Annotated in this window: 15 protein-coding genes; 11 read left to right on the forward strand and 4 right to left on the reverse strand. The window is 71.2% G+C overall.

The window, feature by feature from the left end:
• Positions 1-5: 5 nt before the first annotated feature.
• The gene (locus D7X30_RS08000) at positions 6-1,094 is read right to left on the reverse strand and encodes a polyprenyl synthetase family protein (RefSeq protein WP_120562237.1); all 1,089 of its coding nucleotides are present in this window, start codon (positions 1,092-1,094) and stop codon (positions 6-8) included.
• 122 nt (positions 1,095-1,216) lie between these two features.
• Here D7X30_RS08000 and D7X30_RS08005 point away from each other — a divergent pair, with 122 nt between their 5' ends.
• From D7X30_RS08005 to D7X30_RS08030, 6 genes are all read left to right on the forward strand, one after another.
• Positions 1,217-1,780: a hypothetical protein gene (locus D7X30_RS08005; RefSeq protein WP_120562238.1), complete on the forward strand. Its 564-nt coding sequence runs from the start codon at positions 1,217-1,219 to the stop codon at positions 1,778-1,780.
• Entirely contained in the window at positions 1,777-2,685 is a 909-nt protein-coding gene (locus D7X30_RS08010) for a TIGR01777 family oxidoreductase (protein WP_120562239.1), read from the forward strand. The genes D7X30_RS08005 and D7X30_RS08010 overlap by 4 nt, the downstream gene beginning before the upstream one ends.
• Before the next feature lie 17 nt (positions 2,686-2,702).
• Positions 2,703-3,755, forward strand: coding sequence for an alpha/beta hydrolase-fold protein (locus D7X30_RS08015; protein WP_120562240.1), 1,053 nt, complete (start codon positions 2,703-2,705; stop codon positions 3,753-3,755).
• 257 nt (positions 3,756-4,012) lie between these two features.
• Positions 4,013-4,612 (forward strand): hypothetical protein, encoded by a 600-nt coding sequence (locus D7X30_RS08020; protein WP_120562241.1) that lies wholly within the window; start codon positions 4,013-4,015, stop codon positions 4,610-4,612.
• A 108-nt stretch (positions 4,613-4,720) separates the two neighbouring features.
• The gene (locus D7X30_RS08025) at positions 4,721-5,986 is read left to right on the forward strand and encodes a metallophosphoesterase (RefSeq protein ID WP_120562242.1); all 1,266 of its coding nucleotides are present in this window, start codon (positions 4,721-4,723) and stop codon (positions 5,984-5,986) included.
• 19 nt (positions 5,987-6,005) lie between these two features.
• Positions 6,006-6,650 carry a TetR/AcrR family transcriptional regulator gene (locus D7X30_RS08030; RefSeq protein ID WP_120562243.1) on the forward strand — a complete coding sequence of 215 codons (645 nt, stop codon included), beginning with the start codon at positions 6,006-6,008 and terminating at the stop codon, positions 6,648-6,650.
• A 138-nt stretch (positions 6,651-6,788) separates the two neighbouring features.
• On the opposite strand, the gene D7X30_RS08035 is transcribed toward D7X30_RS08030, so the two are convergent.
• Complete coding sequence (locus D7X30_RS08035) at positions 6,789-11,402, reverse strand: thrombospondin type 3 repeat-containing protein (RefSeq protein WP_120562244.1); 4,614 nt, start codon at positions 11,400-11,402, stop codon at positions 6,789-6,791.
• A 238-nt stretch (positions 11,403-11,640) separates the two neighbouring features.
• Here D7X30_RS08035 and D7X30_RS08040 point away from each other — a divergent pair, with 238 nt between their 5' ends.
• The 3 genes from D7X30_RS08040 (at position 11,641) to D7X30_RS08050 (ending at position 14,802) form a co-directional block, all read left to right on the forward strand.
• Positions 11,641-13,248 carry a serine/threonine-protein kinase gene (locus D7X30_RS08040; protein WP_120562245.1) on the forward strand — a complete coding sequence of 536 codons (1,608 nt, stop codon included), beginning with the start codon at positions 11,641-11,643 and terminating at the stop codon, positions 13,246-13,248.
• A gap of 76 nt (positions 13,249-13,324) precedes the next feature.
• Positions 13,325-14,179, forward strand: a complete 855-nt coding sequence (locus D7X30_RS08045; protein WP_120562246.1) for a RimK family alpha-L-glutamate ligase — start codon at positions 13,325-13,327, stop codon at positions 14,177-14,179.
• An 89-nt stretch (positions 14,180-14,268) separates the two neighbouring features.
• A complete protein-coding gene (locus tag D7X30_RS08050; RefSeq protein WP_120562247.1) occupies positions 14,269-14,802 on the forward strand; it encodes an FHA domain-containing protein in 534 nt (177 codons plus the stop codon).
• 70 nt (positions 14,803-14,872) lie between these two features.
• On the opposite strand, the gene D7X30_RS08055 is transcribed toward D7X30_RS08050, so the two are convergent.
• Both D7X30_RS08055 and D7X30_RS08060 read right to left on the reverse strand, forming a co-directional pair.
• A complete protein-coding gene (locus D7X30_RS08055; RefSeq protein WP_120562248.1) occupies positions 14,873-15,595 on the reverse strand; it encodes a tetratricopeptide repeat protein in 723 nt (240 codons plus the stop codon).
• Positions 15,564-17,096 carry a serine/threonine-protein kinase gene (locus D7X30_RS08060; protein WP_120562249.1) on the reverse strand — a complete coding sequence of 511 codons (1,533 nt, stop codon included), beginning with the start codon at positions 17,094-17,096 and terminating at the stop codon, positions 15,564-15,566. The genes D7X30_RS08055 and D7X30_RS08060 overlap by 32 nt, the downstream gene beginning before the upstream one ends.
• Positions 17,097-17,516: 420 nt before the next feature.
• Between D7X30_RS08060 and D7X30_RS08065 the strand changes: the two genes are divergently transcribed.
• Both D7X30_RS08065 and D7X30_RS08070 read left to right on the forward strand, forming a co-directional pair.
• The gene (locus D7X30_RS08065; protein WP_120562250.1) at positions 17,517-17,954 is read left to right on the forward strand and encodes a host attachment protein; all 438 of its coding nucleotides are present in this window, start codon (positions 17,517-17,519) and stop codon (positions 17,952-17,954) included.
• A 78-nt stretch (positions 17,955-18,032) separates the two neighbouring features.
• Complete coding sequence (locus D7X30_RS08070; protein ID WP_120562251.1) at positions 18,033-19,925, forward strand: methyl-accepting chemotaxis protein; 1,893 nt, start codon at positions 18,033-18,035, stop codon at positions 19,923-19,925.
• The last annotated feature ends 13 nt before the right edge of the window (positions 19,926-19,938 follow it).

The raw sequence follows: 19,938 nt of genomic DNA on the forward strand, positions 1-19,938 counted from the left end.
TGTCCTCAGGAAGCGCGACGCGACAGCCGGGTGATGAGGGAGTCCAGCAGGTCCCTCAGGCCATGGGGGTTGGGCAGCCCCTGCAGGCTCCGCCGCGCCGCACGCGACGCCCGCTCCACCGCGCGCTCACACGCCGCACGGCCGCCGAAGTGCTCCACCAGCTCCCGCGCACGGGCGAGCGCCGCGTCGTCCTTGCACTCCACCGGCAGCGCCCACAGTTGCTCCAATTCCTCGCGGCCCTCGGGCGTGGCGCGCACGTACGCGGCCACCACCGGGAAGGTGCGCTTGGCCTGCACGAAGTCGCCGTCGGACGCCTTGCCCGCCACTGCCGCGTCGCCGAACAGGCCGATAAGGTCGTCGCGCAGCTGGTACGCCAGGCCCACCGAGCGCCCCACCCGCTCCAGGCCCTCCAGGAGCCCCGCGTCCGCGCCGCCCAGCATCGCGCCGCACACCAGCGGGGCGCAGAAGCCGTAGCGCGCCGTCTTGAGGTGCGCCACGCGCAGCGTCTGGAAGAGCGACATCTCCGCCAGCGGCACGCGCGCCAGGTCCAGGTCCAGGTACTGCCCCGCCGCCGTGTGCCGGCACACGCCCAGGTAGTAGCGCGCCACGCTCGAAGCTCCCGGCAGCCCCGACTCCAGCATCGCCTCCAGCGAGCGCGCGAAGAGGTGGTCGCCCATCACCACCGCCAGGTCCTCGCCCGGACGGCCCGGGGCCAGCATCCGGTGCAGCACCGGCCCGCCCCGCCGCAGCTCCGCCTGATCCGCCACGTCGTCGTGGATGAGCAGGAACGTGTGCAAGAGCTCCAACCCCGCGGCGAAGCGCCACAGCCCCAGAGGCACCGCGGTGCTCCCGCGCGCCAGCCCGTGCCCCGCCAGCACCAGCGCCGGCCTCAGCCGCTTCGCCGGCCGCAGCGCATAGGCCCTCGCCTGCGCCGCCGCGTGTGTCCAACGTGCGTCCAGGGCCTGCTCATCCGGCAGCTCGAACAGCTGCGCGAGCGCGGCCTCCACCTGCGCCTGCACGAGCTGCAACCAGGCTTGTTCAGGGTGTGCTGCTCCGGCGGAGGTCTGCTGCACGTTGGGAAGCAGGGTGGCCATACAGCGGATCTCCGAAGTCGGGAGCACGGCAGCAGCCTTCTCACCTAGAGGTAGCGTTTGCGTCCAGAGATTGTCAAGGCTATGTCTAAGATTTGCAAAAACCTTGTACACGGAGACTCCCGATGAAGGCGTGGATCGCAGGCGCGTTGACGGTGACCCTGGCAGCGGGAAGCGCGGGTGGCGCCGCCCCGGCTCCGGAGCCCGTGGACGCGACGTTAAGCACCAGCAGCGGAGAGCGAGTTCAGCTGGCGCGCTGGCGTGGGAAACCCGTCATCCTCTTCTACGAGGACAAGGACTCCACGACACTCAACGCCCCTCTGAAGGCGGAGCTGTTCACCCGGGGACGCGAGCGTGGCCTCCTGAAGAGCGCGTTCGTGGTCGCGGTGGCCAATCTGGAGAAATACGACTTCTTTCCCGCGCGGGGGATCGCCCTGTCGTACGTGCGTGACGAGGAGAAGAAGGCCGGCGTGCCCATCCTGGTGGACCTGAAGGGCACCCTGGGCCAGCCGCCCTTGAAGCTGCCCACCAAGACGTCCACGGTGATGCTGCTGGACGCGGAGGGCGCGCCGGTCTACCGCCACTCCGGGCGCATGAAGCCGGAGGAGCAGGCCCGCTTCTTCACCGCCCTGGGAGAGCTGGTGGGCCAGGACCTGACCGCGGACCGAGAAAAGGAGGCCCACCCTTGAGGGTGACCTGCACGGGCGCCACCGGCTTCCTCGGTCCAGGCCTTGTCCAAGGTTTGTTGGAGGCCGGCCACACGGTGCACGTGCTCAGCCGGAGCGTGGAACACGCGCTCGGCCGGCTGCCCGCCGGGGTCACGGGCTCCTACTTCGACGGGAGCACGCCGATGTCGCCGGACGCGCTCGCGGGCGCGGAAGGCGTGGTGCACCTGGCCGGGGAGCCGGTGGACCAACGTTGGACGCACGAGGCGAAGCACCGCATCCACCTCAGCCGCGTGGAGGGCACCCGCGTGCTGGTGGAGGCCATGAAGCAGGCGGGCAGCGTGCGCCACTTCGTCTGCGCGTCGGCGGTGGGCTTCTACGGCGGCGCCCGGGCGGGGCAGACGCTGACGGAGGAGGACGCGCCCGGCGACGACTTCCTCGCGCACGTGTGCCAGGGCTGGGAGGCGGAGGCCGTGCGCGCGGAGGAGGCGGGCATCCGCACGGTGCGCCTGCGCATCGGCGTGGTGCTGCACCCGGCGGGCGGCGTGCTGCACCGGATGCTGCCGGTGTTCCGCATGGGCGCGGGCGCGAAGGTGGGCAACGGCCAGCAGTACGTCAGCTGGGTCCACAGAGAAGACCTCTTCCAGCTGATGCGCTTCGCGCTGGAGCACCCCACGCTGTCCGGCCCGGTGAACGCCACGTCACCGGAGCCCGTCACCAACGCGACCTTCGCGCACACGCTGGGCGCGGTGCTGGAGCGGCCCGCGGCGCTGTCGGTGCCGGGCATCGTCCTCAAGGCGCGCTTCGGAGAGATGGCGCGCGTGGCGCTGGAGGGCCAGCGGGTGATGCCCCGGCGCGCGCTGGAGGCGGGCTTCCAGTTCCGCCACCCGGACCTGACCGGAGCGCTGCGCGACCTGCTGTCCCCCTAATACATTTCGAGCCACGCATGGACGACACCCGGACGCTGGAAGCCCGCGCGCGCGAAGAGGGCACGCCGCTCATCGACGGAGACACCGCCACCTTCGTGTGGAAGGGCCCTCGACAGGTCTTCCTCCAGGGAGACTTCCAGGACTGGCGAGGCACGCCCCTGCCGCTGGAGCGCGTGGGCAAGGGGCTGTGGGCGCGCTCGCTGGCGCTGCCCGAGGACGCCTACGTCGAATACGCGCTCCAGGACACGAAGGGCCGCCGCGTGCGCGACGCCTTCAACCCGCGCCGCTCCGACAACGGCTTCGGTGACTTCAACCACTGCTTCTGGATGCCGAAGGGCGAAGCGACACCGCTGGGCAAGCGCCTCAAGACCGTGCCGAAGGGCCGCGTGACGCGCCACCAGGTGGCAACGCACGAGTGGGCCGTGGGCAGCAAGCGCGCGGTGGCCCTCTACGCGCCGCCCGTGAAAGGCCCCGTGCCGCTCATGGTGGTGTTGGACGGCGACGACTACCTCCAGCGCGTCCAGCTGCCCGTGGTGGTGGACAACCTGATCGCCGCGGACCGCATGCGCCCGGTGGCCATGGCCTTCGTGTCCAACGGCGGCCCGGCCCGCACCACCGAGTACGCGTGCAGCGAAGCCACCGTGGCCTTCCTGCACCAGCGCGTGCTCCCCCTGGCCCGCGAGCACCTGTCCCTGGTGGATGAGCAGCGCACGCCGGGCGCGCACGCGGTGCTGGGCTCGTCACTGGGCGGCCTGATGGCGCTCTACGCGGCCCAGCGCCTGCCGCACGTCTTTGGCCACGTCCTGTCCCAGTCCGGCGCCTTCTCCATCGAAGGCACCGACATGGTCGTCTTCGACCTGGCCCGGCGCACCGGCCAGCCGCCCCTCCATGTCTGGATGGACTGCGGCCGCTTCGAGGGCCTCCAGGACGGCAACCAGCGCCTCCTGCCCCTCCTCCAGGCGGCCGGGCACCGCGCCACGTACCGGACCTACAGCGGGGGCCATAATTACCCCGCGTGGCAGACCAGCCTCCCGGCCGGCCTCGAAGAAATCTTCTCGCCCCCCGGGTGACGCATCGCGGCGGAACGCCGGATTTCCGTTCTGGATGAAAGCCCCCTGGAATCAAGGGGTTGGCCGGGACGGAAGGCGGCCAAGGCCGGATGATCCAGGATTGGGAGGGGGCTCTGACGCGGCATGCGGGCGGCCGGACGGAGCCTGTGGACCGGGGGGCTACGCAACCCTGGGGAAGGACAGCCCGATAACAGATGTAGGTGCGCAACCCGGCGTGAGTATCGCGACGGGCCTTCCCCCGCGCCTGGAGTCCCCCCATGTCTCGCGTCGATGGTGGCAATCGCCCGTCCATTCCCCCGAAGCGCTCGGAGTTCGAGCGGTCCGAGCGGAGCGACGCCACGCGTGACAGCAAGCCGGGAGCCCAGGGCCGGACGCCCGCCAACGCCAACGTGCGCTCCTTCCAGGGCCGCAGCGACTTCGAACCCGCGCGCCCCGCCCCCGGGCGCCCCACGCCTGCGCAGTCGCAGGCCGTGAAGGCCCCGGTCTCTCCGGCGGACGCGGAGTCCATCGCCCAGGCGGACATGGAGCTGGGGCTCCTGGCGGAGTTCCCGGACGCGGACGCGCAGAGCGGCATCGCCTCCGCCATGCTGCACGCGCACGCGGACGCGCCCGTGTCGCAGAACCGCATCGTGGAGCGGCTGAAGCAGGACGGCCGCCTGGAGTCGCTCTTCGGCGAGGTCTTCCGCGAGGACAACCCGTACGTGGAGCAGCCGCACAAGAACGCCATCGTGAAGGCGCTCGACACGGCGCTCTCCCGCGGCACGGTGACCGGCGACGACCTGCGCGCCTTCTCCCGTGGCACCTACGCCCAGGAGTGGCAGCAGATCGGCGCCGCGCTGGGCACCCGCCAGAAGTAGCCGGCCGCCGGACGCGGGGCCCCCAGGCTCGGAGCCCCTTGCCGCTTCACGCTTCTTCACGCGCATGCCGGTTGCGCCGTGGCGCATGCGCGCGAGGATGGGCCTCCCATGGTGGAAAGCCCGTTGCGCATCATCCTGTTCATCCTCCTCGTCAGCGTCGCGTCGGTCCAAGTCCACGTCTACCTGTACCGGCGCCTCTTTCGCGACACGTCCACGAACCGGGCCTGGCGCACCGCCGGCAAGGTGCTGCTGACGGCGCTATGCGTGCCGCTGCTGCTGTCCTGGGTGGTGACACGCATCATCCCCTCCGCGTTCATCGTCGCCGTGTTCGCGTGGACGTGGATGGGCGTCGCCGTCTACCTGCTGCTCTCCCTGGCGCTGCTGGGCGCGGTGCGCTGGCTCGTGGCGCGCACGCGCGGCCACCGGGGCGTCGCCGCGCCGCTCGCCACGCCCGCGCCGGACCCCGCCGCGCCGCCGTCCCTGGCGGACCTGGCCGTCACCGTGCCGCCCCCGCCTCCCGCCGTGCCCCCGGTGCCCCCCGTGGACGAAGCGCGCCGGTTGTTCCTCGCGAGGGCCACCGCGGGCGGCGCGGCGCTCGCGGCGGGCGGCCTCACCGGCTACGGCATGTGGAGCGCCTTCCATCCGCCCGTGGTCAACGAGGTCACGGTGCGGCTGCCCGGCCTGCCCAAGGCGCTGGATGGTTTCACCATCGTCCACATGAGCGACATCCACGTGGGTCCCATCATCCAGCGGCGCTTCATGGACGAGCTGGTGCGGCGGGCCAACGCGCTCAAGCCGGACCTGGTCGCCATCACCGGCGACCTGGTGGACGGCACGGTGGCGGACCTGCGCCACTCCGTCGCCGCGCTCCAGAACCTCCAGGCGCGCGCGGGCACGCACTTCATCACCGGCAACCACGAGTACTACTGGAACGCCAGCACCTGGGCGGACGCGCTCACCGGCCTGGGCGTCACCGTGTTGCGCAACCGTCACGTGACCATTGGCGACGCGGGCGGCGCGTTCGACATGGTGGGCGTGGACGACTGGTCCATGCGTAACGGCCCCAAGGGTTACAACCTGGACGCCGCCCTCCAGGGCCGGAATCCCGACCGCGCCGCGGTGCTGCTCGCACACCAACCATCCAATTGGGATGTGGCCGCGAAGGCGGGCATGGGCTTGCAACTGTCCGGACACACCCACGGCGGGCAGTTCTTCCCGTTCACCGTCGCCGTCTCCGCCATCTGGAAGCACGACGCCGGCCTCTTCCAGGACGGCGACAACCACCTCTACGTCAGCCGGGGCACCGGTTTCTGGGGCCCGCCCCTGCGCGTCGCCTCGCCGTCTGAAATCGTTAAGGTGACGCTCCTGGCGTGAGGTGTAGATTTACCCGGAAATGAGCAAGGAACCAGCGAAGCGCGAAATCAAACAGGAACGGGCCGCGCGAACGCGGGTCGAAATCCTGGAGGCCGCCATCACGTTGTTCGCTCGGCGGGGCTACCTGTCGACGACGATGTCGGACCTGGCGAAGGCCATCCGGATGACGCCGGGCGCGCTCTACTGGCACTTCCCTACCAAGGAAGACCTGCTCCTGGCGGCCATCGATGAACTGCACCAGCGCTACCTGATGGAGTTCGCGCCGCTGCTCGCCGAGCGCCGCATCCTGACCGGCCGGGAGCAGCTGGTGTTCGTGGTGTCACGCACGTCGCAGTTCCTGCGCTACCACCGCGAATACGGCATCTTCTTCGGGATGCTGTCCGCCGAGTCCGCGGAGTCCAACGACCGCGTGGCGGAGGCGCTGCGCGAGAAGATCTCCCTCTACGTGGCGGTGCTGGCGGGGATGATCCGCTACGGCCAGAAGCGGCAGGAGTTCCGCCAGGAGGTGGACCCGCTGCACATGGCCCACACGATGATGGGCGGCTACCTGGGCATCCTGCTGCACCACAACCTGTTCCGCGCCGCCGTGAACTACGACCCGCTGATGGCGTCGTTGGATCAAATCCTCTCCGGCGGCCTCCACGTGCGCGGCCCCATGGCCTGATGCGCTGACCCCACCGGGCCGGGCGGCCCGGAAGAACAGACGCCCGGTCCCCCATGCGAGGGACCGGGCGTTTTTCATTTCAGGGAGGCTTTCATCCCCGCTCCCCTCGGGTGAAGGGAGCGGGGCGGGATGCCGGGACTACGGCGTCTCGGTGGGGCTCGACGAGTTCTGCGGATCGCGCGCCGTGCGCGGCACGAAGTCCGCCGCGTTGTCGTCCGTGTCCTGGCCGTTGCCAGCGAGCTCGTCCGCGCCGCCCGCGCCCATGGTCGCGGCGGTGGACGACGCCCGGGCCTTGCGCTCGATGCTGCCGCCCCGGCCTCCGGGAGCGGGGGCCGCGGCGCCTTCCACGACCGTGCGGCCGTTGCCGAAGCCCACGGTGTCCACCACGCCCGTGAGAGACGTGGGGTCCACCGTCACATCCGCCGTGCCCAGGCGGACGTTGCCCGTGGAACCGGAGATGTCCGTGTTGCCCCACGTGTGGTCCGCGGGGACCGTCGACGTGGAGTAGCCGCCGGCGGCGACCAGGTAGTAGCCGTGGGCCTTGATGGTCGCGGAGGGGAGCGTGGCCAGCACCGTGAAGTTCGTCGTGGTGCTGGTGGTGCTCGCCGTGCGGTAGAGCAGCTTCCAGCCGGTGATGTTCACGTCGGCGTTCGTCGGGTTGTACAGCTCGATGTAGTCATCCGCGTTCACGGTGACGCCCTGGCCGGCGATCTCGCTGATGACGACGTGGCCCTGGGGCGGGGCCACCGTCACGGCCGCCTGCTTCGTCACGCCCTGGTAGGACGCGGTGAGCTGGCCGTCGCCCGTGGCCTCGGTGGCGGTGAAGACGACCGTGGCGGCCGTCTGACCCTCCGGCACCGTCACCGTCGAGGCCGCCAGCGAGCCCAGCTCCGCGGGCGTGAACGCCACGTCCACGACCGCGCCGCCCGCGGGAGCCTTGCGGTCCAGCGTGACGGTGAACGTCTGCGTCGTGCCCACCGTCACCGTCACCGTCTCCGGCGTGACGCTGGCGAGCTTCGCGGGAGGAGGCAGCACGGTCAGCGCCGCCGACCGCGTGATGCCGTTGAGCGAGGCGGACACCGCGCCCGTCCCCTCCCCTTCCGCGGCGGCGGTGAACGTCACCGTCGCCGTCGTCTGGCCCGCGCCCACCGTCACCGACGTGGCGGACAGCGCGCCGAAGGGCGTGGCCGGCGAGGCCAGCGCCAGCAGCACCTGCACGGGCTCCGTCGGAGCGTACTCCAGCGTCACCGTGAACACCTGGGCCGCGCCCGCGTTCACCGTGGCGGTGGACGGGGTGAGCGAAGAGAGCCGCGGCACGTCCGTGATGACGTTCACCGTGGCGCTCAGCGTGCCCAGCGTCACCGTGCCGGAGCCGGTGCTGGCGTCGTCCACGGTCAGGTCGAAGGTGGCCGTCAGCGCGTCCGTCGTCACGACCGGGGCCGAGAGGGTGCCGAAGCCCACGGGCGTCACCTCCAGGTCCAGCGTGGTGCCCGCCGGCACCGGCCGGTCGAACGTCACGGTGAAGCGCGCGGTGCCGCCCGGCGCCACGCCCACCGTCGCCGGGGTGAGGTCCGTGATGCTGGCCGCCTCGGTTTCACCCAGCACGCGCAGCGCGGTCGTCTGGGAGGACGTGCCCAGCGTCGCGGTGAGGGTCACCGAGGCCGCCTCCGCCTTCGCCTCGAGCGCCACCGTGGCGCTCGTCTGGCCCGCGGGGATGACCACCTGCCCGCCCGCCGCGGACAGGGCCGCCGCGTCGCTGGAGGAAATGGTCACGGTGACGTCCACCGGGTAGGCGTTCGCCATCGTCACGGTGAGGGGCTGCGGAATGGCCCGGGTGCCACCCACGCGCGCGAAACCGCCGGACGTGAAGCCCGTCAGCGCCGGCAGGGGCGGCAGCGGGATGACCATGTCCGCCGCGCTCCGGGGCAGCAGCTTGTGGTCGCCGAAGGTGAACGTGAGCACGCCGCGCAGCGTGGTGTACTCCGTGCCCAGCACCTGCGGGGCATAGGCGAAGGACTGGTCATCCACCATCAGGCCCGAGGACGCCGGGTTGCCGGCCTTGTTCTCGTCCACGATGAACTCGCGCTTGTCGTTCTCCAGGCGGGTGTTGAAGACGTTGCGGACCTCCACCAGCGCGCCCTCCAGCGCATTCGCCTTCGGGCCGTTGGTGCGGATGTCCTCCGTGCGCACCACCGCCGGGGCCGGCAGCGGGTTGGCCGCGCTGTGCTTCGTCACCTTGCCGTCAATCACCTCCAGCAGGCCGAAGTACTCCTTCAGCGTGCCCTCCACGCGGATGTTGTCGCCCACCGCGACGTCGGACTTGGGGCTGTAGATGAAGAGGCCGGAGTCCTCCACGCCCTTGCCAGCCGGGTAGTTCGCCACCTGCACCCAGTAGCCGCGGTCCGCCTTCACATCCACCGCGGTCACCACCACGTCGTCCACCGCCATCTTCATGTTCACCAGCGACTGGTTGCCGAAGCGGGGCGTCGCCTTCACGTCGTAGACGCTGGTGGCGCACACGCCGCCGGCGAGGACGGTCCCCGAGCAGAAGTCGCACGCATCACCCAAGCCGTCGCCGTCCGTGTCCTTCTGGTCCGGGTTGGCCACGAGCGGGCAGTTGTCGGTGGCGCTGGAGACGCCGTCGTAGTCGAAGTCGGACGGGTCCGCGACCGAGCACGTGGCCGCGTCATTCGGGCAGCCGTCGCACAGGTCGCCCTTGCCGTCGCCGTCCGTGTCCTTCTGGTCCGCGTTGGCCACGAACGGGCAGTTGTCCTTCCAGGTGGGCACGCCGTCGTGGTCGTCGTCCTCGCCGCGGAAGGCCTGGCACGCGGTGGTGCCCGCCTCCAGGGGGCACGGGTCGCACGCGTCACCCACGCCGTCGCCGTCCGTGTCCATCTGCCGCCCGTTGTCCATGGGGCGCACGGGGTTGAAGATGGTGGGGCAGTTGTCGACGGCGTCCTCGATGCCGTCCGCGTCCGCGTCCGCCGCGCTCGCCACGCCCGTGTAGACGGTGGAGCCGTTGACGGCGGCCACCGGGAAGGTGGTGTTCACCGCGCTGCGCGAGGGCTCGCAGGTGGGCTCGTTCTCCGGGGTGCCGCACGCGAACAGCGGGTACAGGCCCTGGGTGTCCGTGGAGCCCTGGAACTCCGCCAGCGTCTTGCCAATCTCCGACTTCACGCACGCGGCCTTCGGGGTGCCGCACACGTCCAGCGCGTCGCAGGCGTCCGTGCCCTTGAGGCCGTCCACCAGCGCCTGGTCGCCGTAGAGCGGCTTGCCGCCGCGCACCGTCAGCACCACGTCCGCCGGCTGCGCGGTGATGACCGCGCGGAACGGCGAGGCCGCGTTCGCGCCCACGCGGAAGATGGCCAGGTCCGCCACCTTGCCCGGGGCGATGCGGCCCACGCGCTCGTAGATGTCCACCGCGTCCGCGGCGTTGGCCGTCACCATGCGCCACAGGTCCTCGTCCGTGAAGGTCTTGGCGTAGCGCGTGGTGTTGAGGTGGTCCGCGCACGCCAGCTCGCGCAGGAGGTTCATGGAGCCGGAGCGGATCCAGTCCGTGCCCAGGGAGATGGACACGCCCAGCCGCTTGTAGGCCGTCACCATCGCCGTGTCGCCGTACAGCGAGATGTTGGAGCGCGGCGACCAGACGAGGCCGGTGCCGTGCGCCGCCATCTCCGAGATCTCCCGGGCGGTCAGGCCCACGCCGTGGATGATGGACGAGCGCGGGAACAGCACGTTGCCGCCGCCCGTGGACAAGCAGCGGAACTCGTTCTGAGCCGTGGCCGCGATGCCCTCCGCGATGTGTGGCAGGTACGCCGACGTGCGACTGGTGATGGTCGCCGAGGACGGGAACGAGGAGTAGGAGCAGCCGTCCGACAGGGTGCTGCCGCCGGTGTCACCCAGCGGGAAGGTGTCCGAGTCCGCGTACGGCATCCCCAGGCCCTCCTGGTTCGCGATGCCCGCGGAGCCGCCCGTGTCCATGTTGCGCAGGAATCCCGCCTGCCCGCCCGCGCCCGCGATGGCGGTGGTGCCCGCCATCACCTGGCGCAGCTCCGACCAGCGGATCGCGTCCGCCTTGGAGTTGGCCTTGTTTGCCAGCTCGGTGTGATTGTTCTTGCCCGTGCGCCAGTCGTGGCGGTGCTCGTAGCGCTCCACGCTGGTGCTCGCCAGCGGCGCGTTCGGGTAGGTGATGTGGTCATGCGGGTTGATGAGGCCCGGGGAGATGACGCCCGTGGGGCACGTCACCACCGTGGCCTCCGCGGCGCCCGCCGCCTTCGAGCAGTCGCACTCGGAGCAGGTGATGACGCCCTGGGCGTCCACCAGCACCTGGCCGCCCACCAGCGTCTGCCCGTCCTTGAGCACGATGCCCGTGAAGAGCTTGCCCGCCGTGCCCTCCTTCGTCACCGCACAGGTGGCGCCGTTCGCGAGCGGCGCGGGAGGCGTGGCCCAACACTGGACCGTCTGGGCGGTCGTGACGGTACAGTCCGCCTCGCACCCGTCGCCTCCCATGGTGTTGCCGTCGTCACACGCCTCCGTGGGTGCCTTGACGCCGTCACCACACTTCGCACCCGGGAGGGTGCAGTTCGCTTCGCACCCGTCGCCACCCCGGGTGTTGCCGTCATCGCACTGCTCCGCGCCTTCCTTCTTTCCGTCACCGCAGACCGCATTGACCTCTGGATCTGAACTGCAGGCACTGCCCAACAGAAGGACCGCGCCCAGGGCGGCCAGCAATAGACGGGGGGAGCTGCGCATGAAGCCTCCTGCCCGAAGGCAGTGCTTGAAGAAGGACCAGGTGCGACGAGGAAAACCCCCCGTGCCTCGCATGCGGCGTGGGGTGGGGGTGCAACATTTCAGCGATACCTGACCCCTGAAGTCCACTTCGTGGGGCTCCAAGGGCATTCCGTGTGGCGGAAGGTATGGTAGGAGCACACCCAACGTGTGGGGGAGCAGGCGGATGACGCGTCCTGCCACGTTCTAGAGTGGGGGGGACATGATTACCCGGAATCCATCCAGCACCGTGTCGCGCTTCCTGGACTCGCACCTGCGGCGGGACGCGCAGGCCCGGGAGCTGTCCGTGGCGCGCTTCATGAGCATCCTGTCCGCCATCTGCGTGGTGGTGGCCTCGGCGCTGGGGCCCGCGATGGGCTGGGACCTGACGCTCGCGCTGATGGGGCTGTCCGCGGTGCTGTCGGGCTACTACGGCTGCATGTGGTGGGTGTTGCGCTCCGGCGCGTTCCACCCGGCCATCCCGTGGCTGAACGTCTTCATTGAAGTGAGCATCCCGGCGGTGGTGCTGGCGTTCGACCTGCACTTCAAGGGCCCGGTGTACGCGCTCACCGCGCCCACGCTGGTCATCTGGGGCACGCTGGTGACACTGGCGGGCCTGCGCAGCAACCCGCGCCTGGGGCTGGCCGCGGGCGCGCTGGTGGCGGCGGAGTACCTGGCGCTCTACTTCGGCTTCGTGCGGCCGCTGTTGCCGGAGGAGCCGCTCGTCACGCTGGGGCCGCTGTTCATCTGCGTGCGCGCGTTCTTCTTCGTGGCCACGGGCGCGCTGACGGCGACGCTGGCGCGGCACTTCCTGGAGCGCACGCGCAGCGCGCTCGCGGCGCTGCGCGAGCAGGAGGTCATGGGCAAGTACGTGCTGCACGAACGCGTGGGCGCGGGCGGCATGGCGGAGGTGTACCGGGCCACGTACTCGCCGGAGGGCGGCTTCGAGAAGCAGGTGGCCCTGAAGCGCATCCTGCCGTCGTACGCGGACGACGCGGCGTTCGTGACCATGTTCCGGCGCGAGGCGGAGCTGTGCTCGTCGCTCTACCACCCCAACATCGTCCAGGTGTTCGACCTGGGCCGCCACGGCGGCACCTACTTCCTGGCCATGGAGTACGTGGACGGGCTGCCCCTGAGCGCGCTGCTCAAGCCGCGGAACCGCCGGCCGCTGCCCCTGTCCGCCGCGACGTTCCTGGCCGCGGAGCTGGCGTCCGCGCTGGACTACCTGCACCGGCGCACCAGCACGGACGGCGTGCCCTTGCGGCTGGTCCACCGCGACCTGAACCCGCCCAACGTCCTGGTGTCGCGCATTGGCGAGGTGAAGCTGTCGGACTTCGGCATCGCGCGGGACGCGGTGCGCGCGAACCTCACGGTGGCGGGCAGCGTGCGCGGCAAGCTGGGCTACATGGCGCCGGAGCAGGCCATGGGCAAGGACATCGACGGGAGAGCGGACCTCTTCGCCCTGGGGCTCACGCTGCACGAGGCCCTCACCGGCCGGCGCGCGCTGAGCGGCCACTCGGAGGAGGTGCTCCTGCGCGCGGCGGTGGACCAGGAGGTCGTCCCGCCCTCGCAGCTCAACCCCGCGGTGCCGCTGGCGCTGGACCTCATCGTCATGCAGCTGCTCCAGAAGGACCCGGAGAAGCGCACGCCCAACGGCGCGGCGCTGCGGCAGCAGCTGCTGGCGCTGGACGGCCCCGCGGCCCCCTTCCCTCACGGCCAGGGGGAGCTGGGGCGGGTGGCGCGCGAGGCGAAGGCGCTGGCGGAGCAGCTGACGCAGGAGACCGTGGAGACGGCGGCCGTGGGGAAGCCGCCGCTCGCGCGCCTGGCCTGACCCAGGGGCGTGGCTGCGCGGGGCACGGGAGCGCGTTAGAACGCGGCGCGTTTCCTGTCGCCTGGAGCCCGCCGCCTTGGACATCGCCGTCATCACCTACGCCGGACTGCCGCAGCTGAACCCGCTGGACGCGCCGCTGGTGCCCGCGCTGCGGGCGCTGGGCCTGGATGCGCAGCCGGTCATCTGGGACGACCCCACCGTGGATTGGAGCCGCGTCCGCGCGGCGGTGGTGCGCAACGCCTGGGACAGCCACCTGCGCCGCGAGGAGTTCGTCGCCTGGGCGGACCGCGTGGGCAGCGTCACGCGGCTGTTCAACCCCGCGGACGTGCTCCGGTGGAACACGCACAAGGGCTACCTGAAGACGCTGGAGGCGCGCGGCCTGCCGCTGACGCCCACCGTCTGGGTGCCACCCGGCGGAACGCTGGACGTGGCGGCGACGGCGCGCGAGCGCGGCTGGGACGCGGTGGTGCTCAAGCCCGCGGTGGCGGCGGGCGGGCTCAAGGTCTTCATCGTCCGGCGCGAGCAGTGGGACGACGCGAGCGCGAAGGTGGCGGAGCTGGCGAAGGAGGGCGACGTGATGGTGCAGCCCTACCTGCGCGCCTTCGAGACGGAGGGCGAGCGCTCGTACATCTTCTTCAACGGCGTCTTCAGCCACGCGGTGCGCCGCCCGCCCACGCTGACCACCGCGCCCCGGGGCTTCGCGGAGCCGCACGGCTTCACGCCGGACAACGCGGCGGAGCAGCGGATGGCGCACGAGGTGATGGAGGCATCCGGAGGCGCTCGGCTGTTGTATGCGCGCGTGGACGTGGCCACGGACAACGAAGGGCGCACCCGGCTTCAGGAGGTGGAGGTGACGGAGCCGTGCCTCTTCCTGCCCATGGACGCGGGCGCGGCGGAGCGGATGGCGAAGGCCGTCATTGCCCGGTTGTAGCCTTTCGGGCTGGCGCATTCGCCCACTCGTGGACACCTGGAACGCCGTCAGTGCGACGCGAAAGCGGCGGATGGGGTTATGACTGGGCCATGCGAGCCCTGTTGCTCTCGCTGCTCATCCGGCAGCACATGGCACTCCAGGAGAAGTTCAACGCCAAGTACCCGCACGCGTGGCTGGTGTGGGAGGCGGGAGCGTGGAACGTCCCCGAGGAGCAGAACGTGGCGGCCACGCGGCTGCCCATGATGGACCTGCGCGACTGCCTGCCCGCGGGCGACGCGCTGTGCTTCGAGCTGATGGGGGTGGCGGACCGCGGCCCCCTGAAGCTGGGGCGCGCGTCGCACAACACCTTCGTCGTCAATGACGCCACGGTGTCTCGCGAGCAGTTCGCCCTGCACCCCTCGCCGGACGGCGGCTGGAAGGTGGAGCGGCTGGCGCAGTCGCGGCCGGTGACGGTGAACGGAGAGGCGCTGGAGGCGGAACAACCGCGCCTTTTGCGCACGGGCGACGAGCTGAAGGTGGGCGACGTGCGCCTCACCTTCCACGACGCCCCCTCGTTCCACGCGCGCATCGGCCGCATCGCCGCGCAGGTGCTGGCGCAGGCCGCCACACCGCCCCAGCGCTGAGGCCCGCGCGGGCTGCCTCGCCCGCGCCGCCGATCGTGTCGCGAACGTCCGGGCGGCGCTGCGAAGCCGCCTACCGCCCCACGGTGCCGAGCGTCGTGTCCCGGGGATTCGGCGCCGTGGCGACCCACACCGCGCCGCCCGCGAGCAGCGCCACCGCGCCCGCGCCCGCCCAGACGTACCAGCGGCGCGTCCACGGCTTGGAGGCGCCCGCCTCCGTCTTCACGGACGCGTCCGGCACCTGCATGGCCAGGGCTTCCGAGGCCCCGTTCTTCTCCGGCGCGGCGGACGGATTCGCGGCGAGCTTCGCCTCGTTGGCGCGCGCCTCCGCCAGCGCGGCCTGCTCCCGCGCCTTCTGGAGCTCGCGGTCCCTGGCGAAGCGCTCGCGCTCCCGGCGCTGCTCCTCCTGGACGCGCGCCTTCGCGTCCATCTCCGCGACGAGTTCGCGCACCACGTCCGCGTTGGCCGGCTCCCCCTGCGACAGCGACAGGTAGCGCCGGTAGAAGAAGGACGCGCGCGACGGGTTGTTCAGCTGCCGGTGGCACTGCGCGATGTTGAAGAGGAACGCGGGCAGCGGCTTGATGCGGTACGCCTCGCTGAAGGCCTTGAGCGCCCGGTCGAACTCGCCCAGGTCGTACGCCAGGTTGCCCTCGGAGAACTTCTCCCGCGCCTGGTCGTCCACTGCGGTCGCCGTCGCCTCCTCCGCCACCACCGGGAACGGCGTCCCCAGCGCGAGCGCGAGCGCCAGGCTCAGGGCCTTGGGCTCACTGCGACGCGAACGGATCAATGACCGCATCCCTGCTTCCTCCCTTGCGGCCCGGCGCACGCGCGGGGGCTCGGCGCGGCCCCGCGCTTGCCTTCACCAGCGGCACGGACAGCTCCGCGGCGGCGGCACCCTGCTTCAGCTCCACCGCCCGCTCCAGCGGGACGTAGCCCGCGAGCTCCACGCGCAGCTGCGGCGGCACGGCCTTCCGGCTCAGCGCCTTCGTCAGCGGTGTGACGCCCAGCTCCTCGCCGGTGTCCACGCGCACCACCTTCGCGCCCGGCGGCGACGAGTTCACCGTGAGCGTCACCGCGTCCGCCGCGCCCGCCGCGGGTGTCCCCTGCGCGGCCGCTTCCGTGGCGGACGCCACCACCGCCGGAGCCTGCCCGGCCTGGGAGGCGCGCATCGAGTGCAGCCCCTTCCACGTGGTGATGCCGGACACCAGCGCGAGCGCCGCCAGCCCCACGGACACCTGGAGCCGCCGGGAGCGCAGCAGGCCCGGCACGCGCATGCGCAGGGTGGGCCGCTCCGCCTCCTCCACCACCAACGCATCCGTGCGCGGCTCCGGTGCCGGCGCGGTGGGCATCAGGAGCAGCGCCGTGGTGACCTCCGCCAGCTGCTGGGGCCGTCCCTCCGGCTCCTTCGCCAGGCAGCGCATCACCAACTGCGCCAGCTCCAGCGGCACGCGCTCGCCCGAAGGCAGGTGCGACGGCAGCGGCGGCGGCGGCTGGGTGATGATCTGCACCACCAGCTGCCCGAAGGCCGGCGCCTGGAAGGGCGGGTGGCCGGAGAGCATCTCGTAGAGGATGTTGCCCACCGCGTAGATGTCCGCGCGCGCGTCCACCGGCAGGCCCGCGGCCTGCTCCGGCGCCATGTACGCCGGGGTGCCGATGATGGTCCCGTCCAGCGTGCCGGTGAGGCTCACGCCCGTCTGCGTGGTGATGAGCTTCGCCACGCCGAAGTCCAACACCTTCACGAAGTCCTGCTGCCCGGAGCGCTGCGTGATGAAGAGGTTGTCCGGCTTGATGTCCCGGTGCACCACGCCCACCTGGTGGGCCGCGCCCAGCGCCGCGCACACCTGCACGCCCATGCGCTGCACGCGCTCCAGCGTCAGCCCCTCCTCCTTCAGGAGCGCCGCCAGGCTCTGCCCGCGCAAGAGCTCCATCACGCAGTAGACGTGCCCGTCGGGCGACTCGTCCACGAAGTCGAAGACCTCCACGATGTGCTCGTGGTTGATCTGATTGACGGTGCGCGCCTCCTGGAAGAAGCGCTGCACGAACGAGCTGTCCCGCGCGTGCTCCGGCTTGAGCACCTTGAGCGCCACCTGGCGCCCCAGCCGCACGTGCCGCGCCTGGAACACGCGGCCCATGGACCCTTCGCCCAGCAGCTTCTCCAGCTGGTAGTTGCCCAGCACCGCGCCTTCCTGGGCCTCCTGTCCGGCCGGTGACATCACGACTGGCGCTCCGCCACCGTCGGTCACGGCGTCACCCGATTCGGACAGGACTGTGTGAGCGAGGAGGTCGTCGGTGCCCATGGGGGGATCAGGTTTCCATGCCGAGGCGACCCTGCAACCCAGGGGAGGGCATCTATCGCGCGTGAAGCGGAAAAACTTTCGGCACGTGACGATTCACCCGCCGTGTACCGGATGGACAGGTGGCATGTGCGGCGACTGCGCACCTTGAGTCCACGGACATTGAAATACTTCTCCATACAGCCCACTCCCGTCCAAATCCCCCGGCGCAAGATGGTCGCCGCTTGGATGCGGCGGGTCAACGTGGGCGGAGGTCGTCAGGCACCGGGGGGCACGGGGAGTGTTCCCGTTCGTGTTCCCGTTCCGCGAAGGGGGCGGCGGGCGGGTCGCCTGGCCACCGCGCGGCGGGGGGGCAGCTTGGTGGGGGAAGCTTGCCGGTGGCCGGGGGGGTCCGCATCCCTCAAGAGACAAGGAGGCGTGAAGATGGCGGACAAGAGGCTCTGGATCCTGGTGGCCAACGCGAGTCGCGCCCGGCTCTTCGCCACGGATGCGAAGGCGGAGAAGTGGGACCTCATCGAGCAGTTCCAGCATGACGAGAGCCGCACCAAGCCCGTCGAGCTGTTCAACCAGGCGGACAACCCCAACGCGGGCACGCTGCACGGCCCGGTGCCGGAGAACGACCCGAACGGCCGCAGGGAGCTGGAGCACGAGCGCTTCGCCCGGGAGCTGTCCGGGCGGCTGGACAGGGGCGTGGACTCGCACGCGTTCGACCAGGTGGTCATCGCGGCGCCTCCGGCCTTCCTGGGCATGCTCCGGGGGCTGCTCAGCACGCGCGTGAAGCAGCGGGTGCGGCTGGACCTGGACGCGGACTACTCCAACCTGCCCGCGAGGGACCTGCCTGACCGGGTGCCGGTGCTGTAGGCGGCCAGTCGGCCAGGAGGTTCAGGGCCCGGGTTCTGGTATAGGAATCCGGGTCCTCTTCTTTAGCGCCGGCGTGCCATGCCTTCTTTCAAACTGCCGTCCCTGACGCTGCGTGGGCGGCTGCTGCTGTACATGACCCTGGTGTCGTGCGTGCCGCTGCTGGCGCTGACCGGCATGCAGGACAAGCTGATGCGCCAGCAGACGGAGGCGCAGATCAACACCTCCCTGCGGATGGAGGCGGAAGGGTTCAAGGACCTGCTGGAGTCCACCCTGGCGGAGCGCGAGTCGAGCGCCCACAGCTGGGCGGAGGACCCGGTCCTGCGCCAGGCGCTGCGCACGAAGGACCCCACCGCGAGCGACGCGATGCTGTCGCTGCTCCAGCGGCGCTACCTCACCCTCAACGGCATCGTGCTCTTCAGCGACGACGGCGCGGCGGTCTCCGCCAGCACGCCCGCGCTGCGCGAGTCCTACGCCGGGAGCGCGGAAGCGGTGCGCAAGGCGCCGTGGTTCCAGAAGGCGCAGGCCGGCACCACCACCGCCGAGGGCGTGGAGGCGGAGGACCCCATCTACAGCGTGCACGTGCTGCCGCTGGCGGTGCCGGTGATGGACGAGCGCGGCCAGCGGCTGGGCGTGCTGCTCGCCGCGTTCGACTGGGGCCAGGTGGGAGAGCTGGTGAAGCCCGCGCTCACCCGCGCCCAGCTCCGGGGCCACACCAGCTTCTCGCTGGAGGTCCAGGGCACGGATGGCCGGACGCTGTTCGATACACACAAGGGCGCGTACGACGGCACGGGCCGCGTGTCCGTGGTCGCGGTGAACGGCTCGGAGGTGCGCGACGTGGGGGACGGGTGGAGGTTCATCGCCCAGGTGGACCCCGCGGAAGCCTACGCGCCCCTCAACGGGATGCGCCGGCTGGTGCTGGGGCTGGCCGCCATCTTCGTGGCGGCGGTGGGCCTGGGCTCGTGGGTGCTGGCGCGCGGCATCACCCGTCCGCTGCGCGCGCTTGGTGAGGTGGTCCGCCGCGTGGTGAAGGAGGGCGACCTCACGCAGGAGATGGAGGTGAAGGCGGGGCGGGACGAGGTGGGCGAGCTCACGCAGGCCTTCGCGCAGATGATGAAGAACCTGCGCGAGACGGCCACCAGCCTCCAGGAGGGCACGCACGTCCTCAGCGAGACCGTGGCGGAGCTGAACCTCGCCTCCGAGGTCCAGGAGCGCAACGTGGCCCGCCAGGCCGCCGCGCTCCAGGAGACGCAGGTGACGGCGCAGGAGATCAAGCAGACGTCGCTCCTGGCCGCGGAGAAGGCGGAGACGGTGCTGGGCGTGGCGTCGCGCGCGGAGGAGGTGGGCCGCGCGGGCGAGGTCGCCATCCGCGACAGCCTGGGCGGCTTCCAGGGGCTGCACGAGCAGTCCGGGGAGATGGCCATGCGCATCGTGCAGCTCAACGAGCGCACGCAGCAGATTGGCGGCATCACCCAGACGGTGAAGGACCTGGCGGACCAGTCCAACATGCTCGCGCTCAACGCGGCCATCGAGGCGGTGCGCTCCGGCGAGCACGGCAAGGGCTTCAGCGTGGTGGCGCGCGAAATCCGCAACCTGGCGGACCAGTCCATCCAGGCCACGGAGAAGGTGCGCGACATCCTGGGGGACCTGGGCCACGCCATCATCTCCACGGCGAAGATGACGGAGCAGAGCCACTCCAGCGTCGCGGAAGGGCTGGAGCAGGTGCGCACCAGCGGCGAGCACCTGAAGGAGCTGGCCACCATCGTCCAGGACAACGCCGCGGCGGCGAGGCAGATCGCCGGGGCAGTGAACCAGCAGAACGCGGGCATCGCCCAGATTTTCAGCGCGGTCACGGACCTGTCCTCCATGATGACGGAGACGCAGACCAGCCTGAAGTCCACCACCGGCGCGGCGAAGCGGCTGCAGGAAGTCGCCAGCCAGATGGAAGGCGTCGCGCGCGCCTACCGCATCTGAAACGGGAGCCACC

The organism is Corallococcus sp. AB011P (assembly GCF_003611605.1).
In the GTDB taxonomy this organism is placed as follows: domain Bacteria; phylum Myxococcota; class Myxococcia; order Myxococcales; family Myxococcaceae; genus Corallococcus; species Corallococcus coralloides.